The following is a 13,818-nucleotide window of genomic DNA, read 5'->3' as shown; positions in this document are numbered from 1 at the left end:
CTCACCCTAGGTCGGGTTCGTGACCGGGGCTTCTTGATTCCTGATCGGTCTCGTCACCTGCTTGGCCACGCACGACGGCATCCCCGCCGTCGTGCGCGCGGCGTCGCGCCGGTAGACGCTCGGCGGCACGCCGACCAGCTCGGCGAAGCGCGTGCTGAACGTGCCCAGCGACGCGCAGCCGACCTCGAAGCAGACCTCGGTGACGCTGAGGTCGCCGCGGCGCAGCAGCGCCATCGCGCGCTCGATGCGCCGCGTCATCAGGTAGCCGTAGGGCGACTCGCCGTAGGCGATCCGGAACTGGCGGCTGAGGTGCCCGGCCGACATGTGCGCGCCGCGGGCGAGCGCCTCGACGTCCAGCGGCTGCGCGTACTCCCGGTCGATCCGGTCGCGGACGCGGCGCAGCAGCGCGAGGTCGCGCAGGTGCTGCGCCGCGGCGGGGGTGCTGGTCACGCTGGTCACGCGCGTGATCGTGGCACGTCACGCCGGAGGTGCCTAGCGACGGTGGTCAGCGGCGGCGCCCGACGGACTACGCCGGCCGCGCTCTGGACGGACGCGGCGCGCGCTCGCCGCGCGCGGCGCGGGGCAGGGTGCCGTCCTCGCCGATCGGGCCCAACGAGGCCGAGAGCAGCCGGGCCGCCTCGTCCTCGCCGACCCGCGCCACGAGCCAGTCGCGCGTCGCGACCGACGCCGCCGCGGCACGGCCGCGCAGCTCCGGGTCGCGGGGCCGCTGGGCGGTGAGGTCGGCGCCCATCAGCAGCGCGGCGGCCATCTCGTCGTCCGAGCGCCGGTCCCCACGCTCGCGCGCCAGGTCGAGCATGCGCGGCACGTCCACCGCCGCGACCTCCTCGGCGCTGGGCTCCGGAGTGACGTGACGCCGAGCGCCGAAGATGCGCGCGAACGGGTTGAGCGCAGAGGCCATGGCCCCCTCACGGTAGCCGAGCCGCCGTCACAGCGCGGCAGCCACCGGTGCCACGGCGTCGTCGGCGGCGGTCGGCGCGGCTGCCGCCGTGGATCGGCGCTGGGCGACGACGGCGCCCACGATCGCCGCGAGGGGAAGCAGCCAGGGCAGGTCGTTGATCCAGGCCTCGGTGCTTCCGGTCAGGGTCGCGTAGTGCTGGACCATGAACACGAGGCCGACGATCAGGCCGACCGCCCCGAGGGCGGGTGCGACGATGGTCCCCCAGCGCGACATCTCGTCCTCGCGGCGGGCGAAGAAGCCGACCACCGACACGCTGGCGATCGCCTGCAGGACGACGATCCCGAGGACGCCCAGGCCGTAGAGCGCGATGCCCATCGTCAGGTACGGGTCCTTGCCGGCGAGGGCGAAGCCGACCACGACCACCGCGGTCACGCCGAGCTGCACGGCGCTCGCGACGATCGGCGAGCCGTGCCGGGGATGGGTGTGCGCCAGCGCGCGCGGCAGCAGCCCGTCGCGGGCCAAGGCGTAGTGGTAGCGGGCGGTGTTGCAGTGGAAGGCCAGGAACGCCGCGAAGAGGCTCGTCACCACGAGGATCTGCATCGCGTCGGTCGTGAACCCGCCGACGTACTGGGCGTTGGCCGCGAAGATGAACGACGCGGGGTCCTTGCCCGCCGCGGCCTGCGCCTGGTCGACGCCGTAGGCCGAGATCGCCGCCCACGTGGTCACCAGGTAGAACACCGTGATGATCCCGAGCGCGAGGTAGGTCGCGCGCGGCACGGTCCGCCGCGGGTCGCGCGCCTCCTCGCTGTACAGCGCCGTGGCCTCGAAGCCGACGAACGAGCCGAACGCCAGCATCAGGCTCACGCCGAAGCCGCTCGCGAACACGGTGCTCGGCGCGAAGACGTGCAGCGAGAAGCCGTGGAAGCCCTTGTCGATCAGCACGCCGACGTCGAAGGCGAGCAGGATCGCCACCTCGCACAGCAGCGCGACGCCGAGCACCTTGGCGCTCAGCGCGACCTCGAAGTACGACAACAACGCGACGATCGCGAACGCGATCACGGCCCACACCTGCCACGACAGGTCGATCCCGACCACGCCCTGCCCCACCGTGTGCGCGAAGTACGCCAGCCCGCCGAGGATGCCGATCGTCGCCGCGTTGTAGGCGACCACGGCGACGTAGGCGGTCGCGCCGCCCGCGGTCCGGCCGAGGCCCTGCGTCGCGTAGGCGTAGAACGCCCCGGCGTTGGTGACGCGCCGGCTCATGCGCACGTAGCCGACCGCGAACAGCCCCAGCACGACGCCGGCGATCAGGTAGGTCCCCGGCACGCCGGCGCCGTTGCCCAGCGCGATCGACAACGCCAGGATCGCGGCCACGACGCCCATAGGCGCGACGCCGGCCAGCACGAAGAACATGATGTCGGCGGTGCCCATGGACCCGCGATCGAGCCGCTCGTCCGCCGCGACCCGGCGGTCAGCCGTTGACATGGAGCACCTCGCGCGCCCACAGCGCCGCCAGGACCTCGCCGGCCGCGCGCTCGCCCGAGCGCACCGCGCCGTCCATGTAGCCGTTCCACAGGTCGGCGGTCTCGGTCCCGGCCCAGTGGACGGCCCCGACCGGCTCGCGCAGCGTCGCCGCGTAGCGCGTCCACGCCCCGGTGCCGAGGTGGCCGACGTAGCAGCCGCGCGACCACTCCTCCTCGGCCCAGTTGGTCTCCAGGTACTCGACCGGATCGGCGGCCGCCGGCCCGTACAGCCGGACGAGCGAGGCAATCACCTTGCCTTGGCGCTCGTCGGCGTCCAGCGCCGTCAGCGCGACGGCCTGGTCGGCCTCCACGAACGCGGTCATGACGCCGCAGGCGCCGTCGGCCGGCGAGCCGTCGAACGTCACGCTCACCGGGTCCTCGACGCTGAGCGCGAAGCCCGACAGGCCGTCCGCGCGCCAGAACGGCGTCGCGTACCGCACCTGGCACTTGATGACGAAGCCCATCGGCATCTGCTGCGTGAGCTGGTCGCGCAGCGCCGGCAGGGCCGGCACGTAGCGGATCCGGGCCGCCAGCGCGGGCGGGACCGAGACGACGACCCGCTCCGCGACGATCGTGCCGCCGGCGTAGTCGACCTCGACGCCGTCGTCGCCCTGGCGGATCTCGCGCACCGGCGCCTCCAGGCGCACGGCGTCGCCGAGGTCGTCGGCCAGCGCGAGCGCGATCGACTGGGTCCCGCCGACGACGCGGCTCTCCTGCGCGCCGCCGCCCGTCGCGATCAGCCGGTCGATCATCCCGCCCGAGTGCACGTAGAACAGCCCGTGCAGCAGCGACATCTGGGTCGCCTCCGCGCAGAAGATCGCGGGCACGAGCATCCGCCAGAAGCGCAGGCCGCCGTCGGTCTTCGTGTTGGCCACCAGCCACGCGTCGAAGGTCTGGTCGTCGAGCAGGCGGGCGTCCGGCGCCTCCCACGGCGCGTCGGTCGGCACGGTCGCCGCCAGCGCCTCCAGCTCCGCCTGCGTCTCGCCGACGTCGGCGAGCGTCGCCGCGTCGAAGCCCAGCGACTCGTCGGCGTAGCGGCGGATCGCGCCGTCGATGGCCAGGATGCCCTCGCCGTCGTCGAACGTCGGGAACAGGCCGATGCCGAGCTCGTCGATCAGCGCCAGGACGCGGTCCTGGGTCGGCCCGACCCACGCGCCGCCGGCCTCGACGACGGTCCCGTCGTCGAAGACGTGGTTCTTGATGCGGCCGCCGACGCGCTCGCGCGCCTCCAGCACCACCACGCTGCGACCGGCCTTCTGGATCTCGCGCGCGGCCACCAGCCCCGCGAAGCCGCCACCGACGACGACGACGTCCACTGACTCCATGTGCTGCTCCTCCTTATGAGACGACGGACGGAGTCTGGGCGGCGGGCGCCGGCGCGTGTTCACGGATTCCAGACAACCCGCCGCGTCGCCTTGGTCGATGCCCACAGGCCGCGCGCCCGCCGCGGGCCGCGCCCGGCGTAGGATGCGCCGGCATGGCCTCGTTGGACCTGCAGCTCAAGGACGTCTCGGCGTGGGTCGAACGCGAGCAGCCGCGCCTGCAGGAGCTGATGCTCGAGCGCTGGCACGAGCAGGTGCCCGAGTACTTCGACCCCGAGGACCCGGACTTCCTGGCGGTCTCGCGCGAGAGCATCGCGTCCAACCTCAAGGCGATCGCCGACGGCCTGGTCAGCGGCCGCGCCGAGCCGGCCCACCTCCCGCCGGGCGCCGTCGACGAGGCGCTGACCGCCGCGCGCGACCGCGTCGCGTGGGGGCTGGTGGACCGGACCTACCGGATCGGCCACGCGATCCTCTGGGAGGAGCTGCTGGCCGAGATCGAGGACTGGCCACTGCAAGGGCGCGGGCGCAGCGACCTGCTGCGCGTCGTCTCCCGCTACCTGTTCGCCTACGTCGACCACGTCACCGGCGAGCTGGCCGAGATCCACCAGGCCGAGCGCGACCGGCAGCTGCGCGGCCACGAGCTGCGCCAGATCGCGTGGGTCCGCGACGTGCTGGACGGCACGCCGGTCACCGACGAGGCGGGCGACTACGACCTGCGCCGCGAGCACGTCTGCGTCGTCGCCTGGGGCGAGCAGGCCGAGCTGGCGATCACCGAGCTCGGGCGCCGGCTGGACGCCACGGTCCTCATCGTCCCGGGCCAGGGCAGCGCGCTCTGGGGCTGGGTCGGCGGGCGCCCGACGCTGCCGGAGCGGTGGGACACGGCGCTGGCGTCGTTCGCGCCCGCCGGCGACACCTCCATGTCGCTCGGCGACCCCGCCGACGGCGCGGACGGCTTTCGCCGCACGCATCGCCAGGCCACCGAGGCCGCGCGCGTCGCCCGGCTCGTCGCCCCCGCGGTCGTGCGCTACCGCGACGTCGCGCTCGAGGCGCTGCTGCTGCGCGACGAGCGCGCGGCGCGCGCGTTCGTCGACGAGCGGATCGGCACGCTGCTGGTCGACGACGACCGCACGCGCGTGCTGCTGGAGACGCTCGTGGCCTACGTCGACGCCGGCTGGGTCGCCGCCTCCGCGGCGGCGCGCCTCGGCGTCCACGAGCGCACGATCGCCTACCGGCTCGCGACGATCGAGAAGCGCCTCGACCACCCGCTGACGCAGCGTCGCCTGGAGGTCGGCGCGGCGCTGCGGATCGCCGGCGTCGCGCGCCGCGCCGGCTGAGGGCTCAGGACGCCGCGCCGAGGCGCCGGCCGGTGCCCGGGTCGAAGAGCAGCAGGTGCTCGGCGTCCATCCACAGGCGGGTGCGCTGGCCGCCGGCCGCGCGCGCTCCGGCGGGCAGCCGCGCCACGAGCTGGCGGTCCGCGGCGCCCAGCTCGTCGAGCAGCGCCCGGTGCTCGGCCGGGACATCGCCGGCGCGGAAGTAGGCGTACACCTCGGGGCCGAGGACCTCCACGAGCTCGATCGCCGGCTCGAAGGTCAGGCCATCGCGGTGCGGGCCGCCGTCGGTCGCCGCGTCCTCGAAGGCCTCCGGCCGGATGCCGACGACGACCTCGCGGCGGTCCGGAGCGCCCGCGCGCAGGCGCTCGAGCAGGGCGCGCGGGGCGTCCAGCGCCCCGAACGGCAGGCGCAGGACGTCGCCCTCGACGGTCGCCACCACGAAGTTCATCGCGGGCGACCCGATGAAGCCGCCGACGAACACGTTGGCGGGCGCCTCGTACAGCTCCGTCGGCGTCCCGACCTGCTGCAGCTCCCCGGCGCGCATGACCGCGACCCGGTCGCCGAGCGTCATCGCCTCGGTCTGGTCGTGGGTCACGTACACCGTCGTCGTGGCCAGCAGCGACTGGATCCGGGCGATCTCGGCGCGCATCTGCACGCGCAGCTTGGTGTCGAGGTTCGACAGCGGCTCGTCCATCAGGAACGCCTTGGGGTCGCGCACGATCGCGCGGCCCATCGCGACGCGCTGGCGCTGGCCGCCGGAGAGGTTGGCCGGCTTGCGCTCGAGGTGCTCGGTGAGGTCGAGGACGCGCGCGGCGTCGTCGACCTTCGCCGCGATCGCCTGGCGATCCAGCTTGGCCATCTTCAGAGAGAACCCCATGTTCTGGCGGACGGTCATGTGCGGGTACAACGCGTAGCTCTGGAAGACCATCGCGACGTCGCGCGCCTTCGCGGGCCGCTCGTTGACGCGCTCGCCGCCGATGCGCAGCTCGCCGGCGCTGATGTCCTCGAGCCCGGCGAGCATCCGCAGCGCCGTGGACTTGCCGCACCCCGACGGGCCGACGAGGATCAGGAACTCCCCGTCGGCGATGTCGAGGCTCAGCGCCTTCACCGCCTCCGTGCCGTCCGGGTACTCCTTGGTGACCTCGTCGAGCTGGATCTGCGCCATGGCGTGCTCCTGTCCTCCTGCGTCATCCGACCATGCCGAGCCGGCGCGCGACCGCGAGGGTCCGCTCGGCTCCCTTCACGAACGCCGCGTCGACGAACCGCCCGTCGGGCAGCACCAACGCGCCGGTCGAGGTCCCGTCGGCCACGGCCGCCGCGTCGACGAGCTCGCGCGCACGGCGGACCTCTTCGGCGGCGGGGCGGTAGGCCTCGACGATCACCGGCAGCTGCGCCGGATGGATCGCCGCGCGGCCGAAGAACCCCTGCGCCCGCCCTCGGCGGCACGACGCCGCCAGGCCGTCGCGGTCGCCGAGACGCCCGTAGACCGACTGGGCGGGCGCGGGCAGCCCGGCCGCGCGCGCGGCGATCACGACCCGGCCGCGGGCCCAGTCCAGCGCGCCGTCGTCGGCGGCGCCGAGCTCGGCGGCCAGGTCGGCCTCGCCCAGCCCGATGCCTCCGACCGACGGATCGGCGGCGGCGATCGCGTGCGCGCGCTCGACGCCGAGCCCAGACTCCAGCAGGCAGTGCAGCGCCAGCCCGCGCGCGCCGGCGTCGAGCGCCGTGGCGACGTCGCGGACGACGTCCGGGTCGTCGACCTTCGGGATCCGCACGCCGCCGAGGCCCGGGAGATCGCGGATCGCGGCGAGGTCGTCGCGGCCGAGCGGCGAGCGCGGGTCGTTGATCCGGACGTCGACAGGCACCGGCGGACGCTGCGCCAGCAGCGCCGCCACGTTGCGCCGAGCGGCGGCCTTGTGGGCAGGAGCGACGGCGTCCTCGAGATCGACGATGACCACGTCGGCGCCGGCCACCACGGCCTTGTTCATCAACTCGGGACGGTCGGCCGGGGCGTAGAGCAGCGTCAGCGGCGGGGGCGCGCTCATACGACGCCGGCCTCGCGCAGCCGCGCGATCTCCTCGGCCTCCAGGCCGAGCTCGCCGAGGACCTCGTCGGTGTGGCGCCCGTGCGCGGGACCGGCCCACCGGATCGCGCCCGGCGTCTCGGACAGGCGGAACAGCACGTTCTGCATGCGCAGCGGGCCGAGCTCGTCGTCGTCGACGGTGACGATCGACTCCAGCGCGCGGTACTGCGGATCGGCGAGGACGTCGCGCACGTCGTAGATGGGCGCGACCGCCGCCTGCGCCGCCGCGAACGCCTCCACGACCTCGTCGCGCGTGCGCTGGCCGATCCAGGTGGCGACCGCCGGGTCGATCTCGTCGGCGTGCGCGGCGCGCTCGGCGCCGGACGCGAACCACGGCTGCTCGGCGAGGTCGGGCCGGCCGACGAGCCGCACGACGCGCTCGGCGACGCTGTGCGCGCTGGCGGACACCGCGACCCAGGCGCCGTCGGCCGTCTTGTAGGTGTTGCGCGGCGCGTTGGTCACCGAGCGGTTGCCCGTGCGCTGCTGGACGGTCCCGAGCTGGTCGAAGACCGTCGGCTGCGCGCCCAGCAGCGTCAGGATCGGCTCGATGATCGCGAGGTCGATCGCCTGGCCGCGACCGGTGTGCTCGCGCGCGTTGAGCGCGGTCATGACCGCGAACGCGGTGGCCAGCGCGGTGATGCCGTCGGCGAGGGCCAGCGGCGGCAGCGTCGGCGGTCCGTCGGGCTCGCCGGTGATGGCCGCGAACCCGCTCATCGCCTCGGCCAGGGTGCCGAACCCGGGACGTCCGGAGTAGGGGCCGAACTGGCCGAAGCCGGTCACGCGGGCGAGCACGAGCCGGGGGTTGGCCGCGGCCAGCACGTCGGGGCCGAGGTTCCAGCGCTCCAGCGTGCCGGGCCGGAAGTTCTCGATCAGGACGTCGGCGTCGGCGATCAGGCGCAGCAACAGCTCCTGGCCGTCGGCGTGGGACAGGTCGACCGTGATCGCGCGCTTGTTGCGCCCGAGGACCTTCGTCCACAGGCCGACGCCGTCCTTGCTCGCGCCATGGCTGCGCGCAGGGTCGGGACGCCGCGGGTGCTCGACCTTGACGACGTCGGCGCCGAAGTCGCCGAGGAGCATCGCGGCCATCGGCCCCGCGAACAGGGTGGAGGCCTCGACGACCCGCAGCCCGGCCAGCGGCCCGCGCCTCACGCGCCGTCTCCAGCCGCCACGAGCCGCTCGACCGCGGCCCGGTCGGGCATCGCGGCCGACGCGCCCGCGCGCGTGACCGCCAGCGCGGCGGCGGCCGACGCCCAGTCCAGCGCCTCGGGCCACGGGCGGCCCTCCGCGCGCGCCACGGCCAGCGCGCCGGCGAAGGTGTCCCCCGCCCCCGTCGTGTCCACGGCGTCGACCGCGAACGCCGCGCGCCGCACCGGCGCCGCGCCCGCCGCGCGATGCAGGCAGCCGCGCTCGCCCAGCGTGACGACGACGTCGGCGACGCGTGCGGCGAGCTCCTCCACGGCCACGTCGAGGTCGTCCTGTCCGGTCAGGCCCCGCGCCTCGTGCTCGTTGAGGACCAGGACGTCGACGGCCCTCAGCAAGGTGTCGGGCAGCGGCTGCACCGGAGCGGGGGTCAGCACCACCTTCGTGCCCGCGGCCCGCGCGGCGGTCGCCGCATCGACGACGACGCCGAGCGGGACCTCGAGCTGCAGCAGCACCGCGTCGGCGGCCGCGATGCGTGCATGATCCTCATCGCTCAGCGTCACCGCGGCGTTCGCGCCGGGGACGACGACGATGGCGTTCGCGCCCTCCGCGTCGACCACGATGTGCGCGCTCCCGGTGGGCTCGGTCGAGACCCGCAGGCCCGCGACGTCGACCCCGGCCGCTGTCAGCGCGTCGCGCAGCAGCGCGCCCGCGTCGTCGTCGCCGATCGCCCCGACCAGCGCGGCGCGGCCGCCGAGCCGGGCCGCGGCGATGGCCTGGTTGGCGCCCTTGCCGCCCGGACCGCGCGTGAAGCGCTCGCCGGCGACGGTCTCGCCGAGCGCGGGCGCGCGCTGGACGTAGACCACCATGTCGACGTTCGCGCTGCCGACCACGACGATGCCGGGCCCGCTCATGCGGTCGCCACCTCGGCGCCGCGGACGGTGGCGACCGCCAGGGTCCGGTCGGCCAGCGCGTCGAAGCCGATGCCGTCGAAGCCCGCCAGCGTGGTCCGGACGGTGTTGCGCAACGGCGCCGTCCAGGCGTCCGGGATCGCGGCGGTCCCGCCCAGCGCGCCGACCACGGCACCGACGGTCGCCCCGTTGGAGTCCGTGTCCCAGCCGGCGCTGACCGCGGCGCAGATGGACCGCGTGAAGTCGCCGTCGCCGTGGCGCAGCGCCAGCACGACCAGCGCCGCGTTGTTGATGGCATGGACCCAGTGCAGGTCGCCGTAGCGCTCGTAGAGCGCGTCGACCGCCGGCTCCCAGTCGGTGACGTGCTGGGCGCTGGCGAAGCGCAGGGCCGCGGCCATCCGGCTGGCCGGCGGGACGACCGCCATGCCCGCGGCGATCGCGTCCTCGACGCGCTCCACGCACGGCGCCGCCGCGGTCATCGCGGCGACGAACAGCGCGCCGTAGATGCCGTTGGCGCGGTGGCTCAGGACGGCGTCGCGCCACGCCAGCTCCGCGGCCGCCGCCGGCGCGCCGGGGCTCGCCCAGCCGAACGCGTCGGCCCGGATCTGCGCGCCGATCCACTCGCTGAACGGGTTGCGCCAGCCGCCGGCGCGCGCGGGCGCCAGCCCCATCAGCAGGTTGCGGTAGGTGACGCGCTCGGCGGTGAAGACGCGCCCGGCCGGCAGTTGCGCGAGCCACCGCTCGGCGACGTCGTCGGTCGTGAAGGCGCGCCCGCGCTCCTCGAGCAGCGCCAGCGCCAGCATCGGGAAGTTGATGTCGTCGTCCTCGGGCATCGCCACGATGTTCTCGGCCAGGCTCGTCGGCGCGCTGCGGCGGTTCCACGGCCGGCGGCGGGCGACGTCCTCCGGCAGCCCCTCGGCGGTGAAGTACGCGGCCAGCGGCCAGCGACCGGTCGCATCGAGGATCTCGCGGATGCCGGCCCGCGGCAGCTGCTCGACGGGCTTGCCGAGCAGGCAGCCGGCGGCCCGGCCGAGCCACGCGCCGTGGAGGCGATCGCGCAGCTCGGCGTCGCCTCGGGGGGCCGGGAACGCCGGCGGCGGCGCCGGCCAGGTCGCGGCGATCGCGTCCCAGTCGCTCGGCTCCTCGGCCGCATGCGGCGACGGGAGCGCCGTGAGCTCGTCGAGCAGCTCCTCGGCCAGCGCGCGCAGCGCCGGCGGCGCGGGCTCGGCGGAGGCGCCGCGGCGCGCCGGCGCCGGAAGGCCGCCGGCCGCCGCCCAGCGGCGGGCTTGAGCGGTCACGTCGCGGCCCTCCTGGCGCGCCTGGTCCAGGGCGAAGCCGGCGAGGTCCTCGGGCTGCACCCAGGTCAAGCGCACGCGTCGTCCTCCAGCAGCGCGCGGAACGTCGCGTCGACGGCCGTCCGGCGCTCGACGTCGCGCGCGAAGATCTCGGCCGCCACCGCGGCCATGCCGCGTCCCGGCTCCTCGATGTCGAGCCGGCTGGCGTAGGCGACGCCCGTCCGCCACGCCTCGGGCACCGCGTCGCGACCGTGCAGGGCGCCGCAGATCGCGCCGGCCATCGACGCGATCGAGTCCGAGTCGCGGCCGTAGTTGACGCCCGCCAGGACGGCGTCCTCGTAGCGGCCGCCGGCGATGCGCACGAGCCCGAGCGCCACGGGCAGCTCCTCGATCGCGTGCAGCCGGCTCGGCCGGCGCGCGCCCAGGCCGGGCTCGCGGTAGGTGTCGGCGACCGTGTCGTACGGGCGCACGGCGTCGCGCAGCACGGGCAGCGCCTCGCGCCAGCTGTCGCAGCGCCCGGCCGCCTCGACGACCGCGTCGATCGCGGCGGCCGTCCCGTCGTGGGCGACGTCCAGGCAGGCGCCGATCACGGAGTCGGCCGTCGCGCCGGGCGCCATGGCGGCGGCGACGCCCGCGGCCAGCACGCCCGCGGCCTCCCGGCCGAAGCTCGACTGATGCGGGCCGGCGAGATCGATCGCCTCCGCGTACGCCGCGCGCGGGTTGGCCGCGTTGGCCACGCCGACCGGCGCCATGTACATCGCGGCGCCGCAGTTGACCACGTTGCCGACGCCGGCCTCGCGCGGGTCGACGTGGCCGTAGTGCAGCCGCAGCACGAGCCACTTCTCGGCCAGGAAGACGCGCTCGAGCGGCAGCGCCTCGCGGTCGAGCTCGGGGATCCACTGCTTCTCCCCGATCATCAACGGCACGAGCTCGGACGCGATGTCGTAGGCGTCGAGGTGGTCGCGCTTGGACCGGTAGACGCGGACGAGCGCGTGGGTCATCAGCGTGTCGTCGGTCACGCGCCCGTCACCCTTGCGGTAGGGGGCGATCGGGCGCGCCTCGCGCCAGTCGGGGTAGAACGGCGGGACGAAGCCCTCGACCCAGCCGCCGTAGCGCGCGCGGATGTCCTCGGGCGACCAGCCCTCGGTCGGACCGCCGAGGGCGTCGCCGACGGCGCTGCCCGCCAGGCAGCCGACGGCGCGGTCCTCCAAGGCGATGGCGCGGGCGGTCTCGGAGATCATGTGACGGCTCCTGTCGTCTGGGTTGGCGGTGTGCCGGCGCGCTGCGCGAGCCGCCGGCCAAGGTCGTGGAGGTCGCGCCCGGCGAGCTCGGGCAGGCAGCACCCGGCCAGCGTCGCGACGCGGTCGCGCCAGGCCGTGGGCACGGCGCCGGCGCCGCCGAGCGCGCCGGCCAGCGCGCCGGTCAGCGCCGGCGCGGAGTCCGCGCAGCGCGCCAGGCAGGCGGCGGCGGAGACCGCGGGGACCAGCGCGCCGTCCGCGGCGACCAGCAGCGCCAGCGCGGCCGGCAACGTGTCCGCCGCGGCGACGCCGTAGCTGTAGACGTGGTCCAGCAGCTGCCCGTCGATGGCGGGGACGACGGCGAACGGACCGCCCTGCGTCGCCGCCTCGCGCCCGAGGCCGACCGCGGCGTCGGCCTGGCGCCGGATCGCCGTGCCGGCGGGCAGCTCGGCCAGCGCGGCGGCCACGACGTCCTCGACGCCGCCGGCCGCGACGCCGACTGCCACCGCCGCGGCGACCGCGCGCGCGGCGTGCAGCCCGTCCTCGGCGTTGGTGACGGCGGCGTCGACCGCGGCCAGCGCGGCCGCGGCGTCCGGGTCGCCCGGCGCGAGCATGCCGAAGACCGGAGCGCGCAGCGCCGCCGCGTCGTCGGCGCAGTGCGGGTGGTCGTGGCCGCTGACCGGTGCGGCGCGCCCGGCCGCGAGGTGGTCCAGCGCGCAGCGGACCGAGATGCGCGCGCGCAGCCCGGGCTCGTCCGCGCGCCGGGCCAGCGCCGCCCACGCGGCGTCGATCGTCGCGCGGTCGGGCGGCGCGGCCGCGAGGACGTGCTCGGCGGTGAACGCGAGCCACTCGGCGTCGTCGCCGGGCCCGATGCGCAGCGGCGCCGGCGGCTGGTTGAGGCTGAAGGGGACCGGCAGCGTGGTGACGCCCTGCTCCTCGGCGTGCGCGTCGAGCTCGCGCGCCAGCCGCCGCGTCCAGGGCGGCAGCGCCACCGCCCGGTGCCGGACCGCGGGCCAGCCGGCCGCGTCGCCCACCGCGAGGCCGAGCACCGTGCCCAGGACGCGATCGCTCAGCGTCGCCACGAGGCCTCCGCGAGCGCGTCGGCGATCTCCGTCATGTCCTGTCCCGCGACGACCCGCAGGCAGCTGCCGCGCAGCGGGCCCAGCCGCGCCCGCCAGTCGGCGGGCAGGGCGTCCTCTCCCCCGACCGCGCCGGCCAGCGCGCCGGCGATCGCGGCGATCGTGTCGGCGTCGCGCCCGAGGTTGACCGCGCCGACGACGCTGTCGACGAACGCGCCGTCGGCCGCGACGAACGCGCCGAACGCCAGGCCGACGGCCTCGGGCGCGAGGTCGGTCCACGGGTAGCGGTGGGTGACCAGCGCGGCGTGCAGCCTGGCCGTCAGGTCCTGGGGTCCATCGGCCGCGACACCGGCGGCGACGGCGGCCGTCAGCGCCCGCGCGGTCCAGCTGTCGGGCGGGATCGCGGCGAGCGCCGCGGCGGCCACGGCACGGGCGTCGCCGCCGACCATCGCGCAGGCCACCCCGGCGGCGACCGCCGCGCCGCCGTGCAGGCCCTCGCCGTCGTGGTCGACGCTGCCCTCCGCGACGGCCAGGCGTGCGGCCAGCACGGGATCGCCCGCCGCGAACACGCCGTGCACGGCGGCGCGCATCGCCAGCCCGTCGCTCCAGGCGTGGTGGTGCCGGCCGCTGTGCGGCGGCTGCAAGCCGCGCTCGAGGTTGACGATCGCCTCGAGCGTGCTGAAGCCGCCCCCGCGGAAGGCCTCGCGCTGGCCGACGATGTCGCGCCGCCACGCCGCGGCCGCGTCGGCGGCGGTCAGCGCGGCCCCGTGCTCGAGCAGCAGGCCGGCGGCGAACGCCGCGAACTCCGTGTCGTCGGTGCCCGCCGGGTCGTCGGCCACGAACGCGTCGAGCCGGCCCCAACGCTGCGCGATCTGCTCCGGCGTCAGGTTCTCGGCCGGCGCCCCGAGGGCGTCGCCGAGGGCCAGCCCGAGCAGGCAGCCGCGCGCACGCTCGCGCACGGCCGCCTGCTCGTCGGGGGC

General features: G+C 76.0%; 13 protein-coding genes. 1 reads left to right on the top strand and 12 read right to left on the bottom strand.

Features of this window, described 5'->3' with window-relative positions; translation table 11 throughout:
* Window positions 1-6: 6 nt before the first annotated feature.
* The 4 genes from DSM104299_RS10695 to DSM104299_RS10680 form a co-directional block, all read right to left on the bottom strand.
* Complete coding sequence (locus DSM104299_RS10695; RefSeq protein WP_349294553.1) at window positions 7-450, bottom strand: helix-turn-helix transcriptional regulator; 444 nt, start codon at window positions 448-450, stop codon at window positions 7-9.
* Window positions 451-526: 76 nt separating this feature from the next.
* The gene (locus DSM104299_RS10690; RefSeq protein ID WP_272477289.1) at window positions 527-919 is read right to left on the bottom strand and encodes a hypothetical protein; all 393 of its coding nucleotides are present in this window, start codon (window positions 917-919) and stop codon (window positions 527-529) included.
* A 27-nt stretch (window positions 920-946) separates the two neighbouring features.
* Window positions 947-2,404, bottom strand: coding sequence for an APC family permease (locus DSM104299_RS10685; protein WP_272477288.1), 1,458 nt, complete (start codon window positions 2,402-2,404; stop codon window positions 947-949).
* Window positions 2,391-3,767, bottom strand: a complete 1,377-nt coding sequence (locus DSM104299_RS10680; RefSeq protein ID WP_272477287.1) for a flavin monoamine oxidase family protein — start codon at window positions 3,765-3,767, stop codon at window positions 2,391-2,393. Before DSM104299_RS10680 ends, DSM104299_RS10685 begins: the two co-directional genes overlap by 14 nt.
* A 152-nt stretch (window positions 3,768-3,919) precedes the next feature.
* Here DSM104299_RS10680 and DSM104299_RS10675 point away from each other — a divergent pair, with 152 nt between their 5' ends.
* On the top strand, window positions 3,920-5,098 hold the full coding sequence (locus DSM104299_RS10675) for a PucR family transcriptional regulator (RefSeq protein WP_272477286.1): 1,179 nt from the start codon (window positions 3,920-3,922) through the stop codon (window positions 5,096-5,098).
* A gap of 4 nt (window positions 5,099-5,102) precedes the next feature.
* On the opposite strand, the gene DSM104299_RS10670 is transcribed toward DSM104299_RS10675, so the two are convergent.
* Genes DSM104299_RS10670 through DSM104299_RS10635 form a run of 8 tightly spaced genes read right to left on the bottom strand, consistent with a single transcriptional unit; the run spans window position 5,103 to window position 13,797 of the window.
* Window positions 5,103-6,260, bottom strand: a complete 1,158-nt coding sequence (locus DSM104299_RS10670; RefSeq protein WP_272477285.1) for an ABC transporter ATP-binding protein — start codon at window positions 6,258-6,260, stop codon at window positions 5,103-5,105.
* A gap of 22 nt (window positions 6,261-6,282) precedes the next feature.
* Window positions 6,283-7,137 (bottom strand): HpcH/HpaI aldolase/citrate lyase family protein, encoded by an 855-nt coding sequence (locus DSM104299_RS10665; RefSeq protein ID WP_272477284.1) that lies wholly within the window; start codon window positions 7,135-7,137, stop codon window positions 6,283-6,285.
* Window positions 7,134-8,324: a CaiB/BaiF CoA transferase family protein gene (locus DSM104299_RS10660; protein ID WP_272477283.1), complete on the bottom strand. Its 1,191-nt coding sequence runs from the start codon at window positions 8,322-8,324 to the stop codon at window positions 7,134-7,136. The genes DSM104299_RS10665 and DSM104299_RS10660 overlap by 4 nt, the downstream gene beginning before the upstream one ends.
* Entirely contained in the window at window positions 8,321-9,229 is a 909-nt protein-coding gene (locus DSM104299_RS10655) for a ribokinase (RefSeq protein ID WP_272477282.1), read from the bottom strand. Before DSM104299_RS10655 ends, DSM104299_RS10660 begins: the two co-directional genes overlap by 4 nt.
* Window positions 9,226-10,599: an ADP-ribosylglycohydrolase family protein gene (locus tag DSM104299_RS10650; RefSeq protein ID WP_272477281.1), complete on the bottom strand. Its 1,374-nt coding sequence runs from the start codon at window positions 10,597-10,599 to the stop codon at window positions 9,226-9,228. Before DSM104299_RS10650 ends, DSM104299_RS10655 begins: the two co-directional genes overlap by 4 nt.
* Entirely contained in the window at window positions 10,590-11,762 is a 1,173-nt protein-coding gene (locus DSM104299_RS10645; protein ID WP_272477280.1) for an ADP-ribosylglycohydrolase family protein, read from the bottom strand. Before DSM104299_RS10645 ends, DSM104299_RS10650 begins: the two co-directional genes overlap by 10 nt.
* Window positions 11,759-12,841: an ADP-ribosylglycohydrolase family protein gene (locus DSM104299_RS10640; protein WP_272477279.1), complete on the bottom strand. Its 1,083-nt coding sequence runs from the start codon at window positions 12,839-12,841 to the stop codon at window positions 11,759-11,761. Before DSM104299_RS10640 ends, DSM104299_RS10645 begins: the two co-directional genes overlap by 4 nt.
* Window positions 12,829-13,797 carry an ADP-ribosylglycohydrolase family protein gene (locus DSM104299_RS10635; protein ID WP_272477278.1) on the bottom strand — a complete coding sequence of 323 codons (969 nt, stop codon included), beginning with the start codon at window positions 13,795-13,797 and terminating at the stop codon, window positions 12,829-12,831. The genes DSM104299_RS10640 and DSM104299_RS10635 overlap by 13 nt, the downstream gene beginning before the upstream one ends.
* Window positions 13,798-13,818: the final 21 nt, after the last annotated feature.

The organism is Baekduia alba, from assembly GCF_028416635.1.
Classification (GTDB): domain Bacteria; phylum Actinomycetota; class Thermoleophilia; order Solirubrobacterales; family Solirubrobacteraceae; genus Baekduia; species Baekduia alba.
This window is presented reverse-complemented; position numbering and strand designations above follow the sequence as displayed.

Excerpts from the sequence above, each read along its gene's own strand:
- DSM104299_RS10665 (WP_272477284.1), bottom strand. The coding sequence starts at position 7,137 with ATGAGCGCGCCCCCGCCGCTGACGCTGCTCTACGCCCCGGCCGACCGT.
- DSM104299_RS10655 (WP_272477282.1), bottom strand. The coding sequence starts at position 9,229 with ATGAGCGGGCCCGGCATCGTCGTGGTCGGCAGCGCGAACGTCGACATG.
- DSM104299_RS10680 (WP_272477287.1), bottom strand. The coding sequence starts at position 3,767 with ATGGAGTCAGTGGACGTCGTCGTCGTCGGTGGCGGCTTCGCGGGGCTG.
- DSM104299_RS10645 (WP_272477280.1), bottom strand. The coding sequence starts at position 11,762 with ATGATCTCCGAGACCGCCCGCGCCATCGCCTTGGAGGACCGCGCCGTC.
- DSM104299_RS10690 (WP_272477289.1), bottom strand. The coding sequence starts at position 919 with ATGGCCTCTGCGCTCAACCCGTTCGCGCGCATCTTCGGCGCTCGGCGT.
- DSM104299_RS10675 (WP_272477286.1), top strand. The coding sequence starts at position 3,920 with ATGGCCTCGTTGGACCTGCAGCTCAAGGACGTCTCGGCGTGGGTCGAA.
- DSM104299_RS10685 (WP_272477288.1), bottom strand. The coding sequence starts at position 2,404 with ATGTCAACGGCTGACCGCCGGGTCGCGGCGGACGAGCGGCTCGATCGC.
- DSM104299_RS10670 (WP_272477285.1), bottom strand. The coding sequence starts at position 6,260 with ATGGCGCAGATCCAGCTCGACGAGGTCACCAAGGAGTACCCGGACGGC.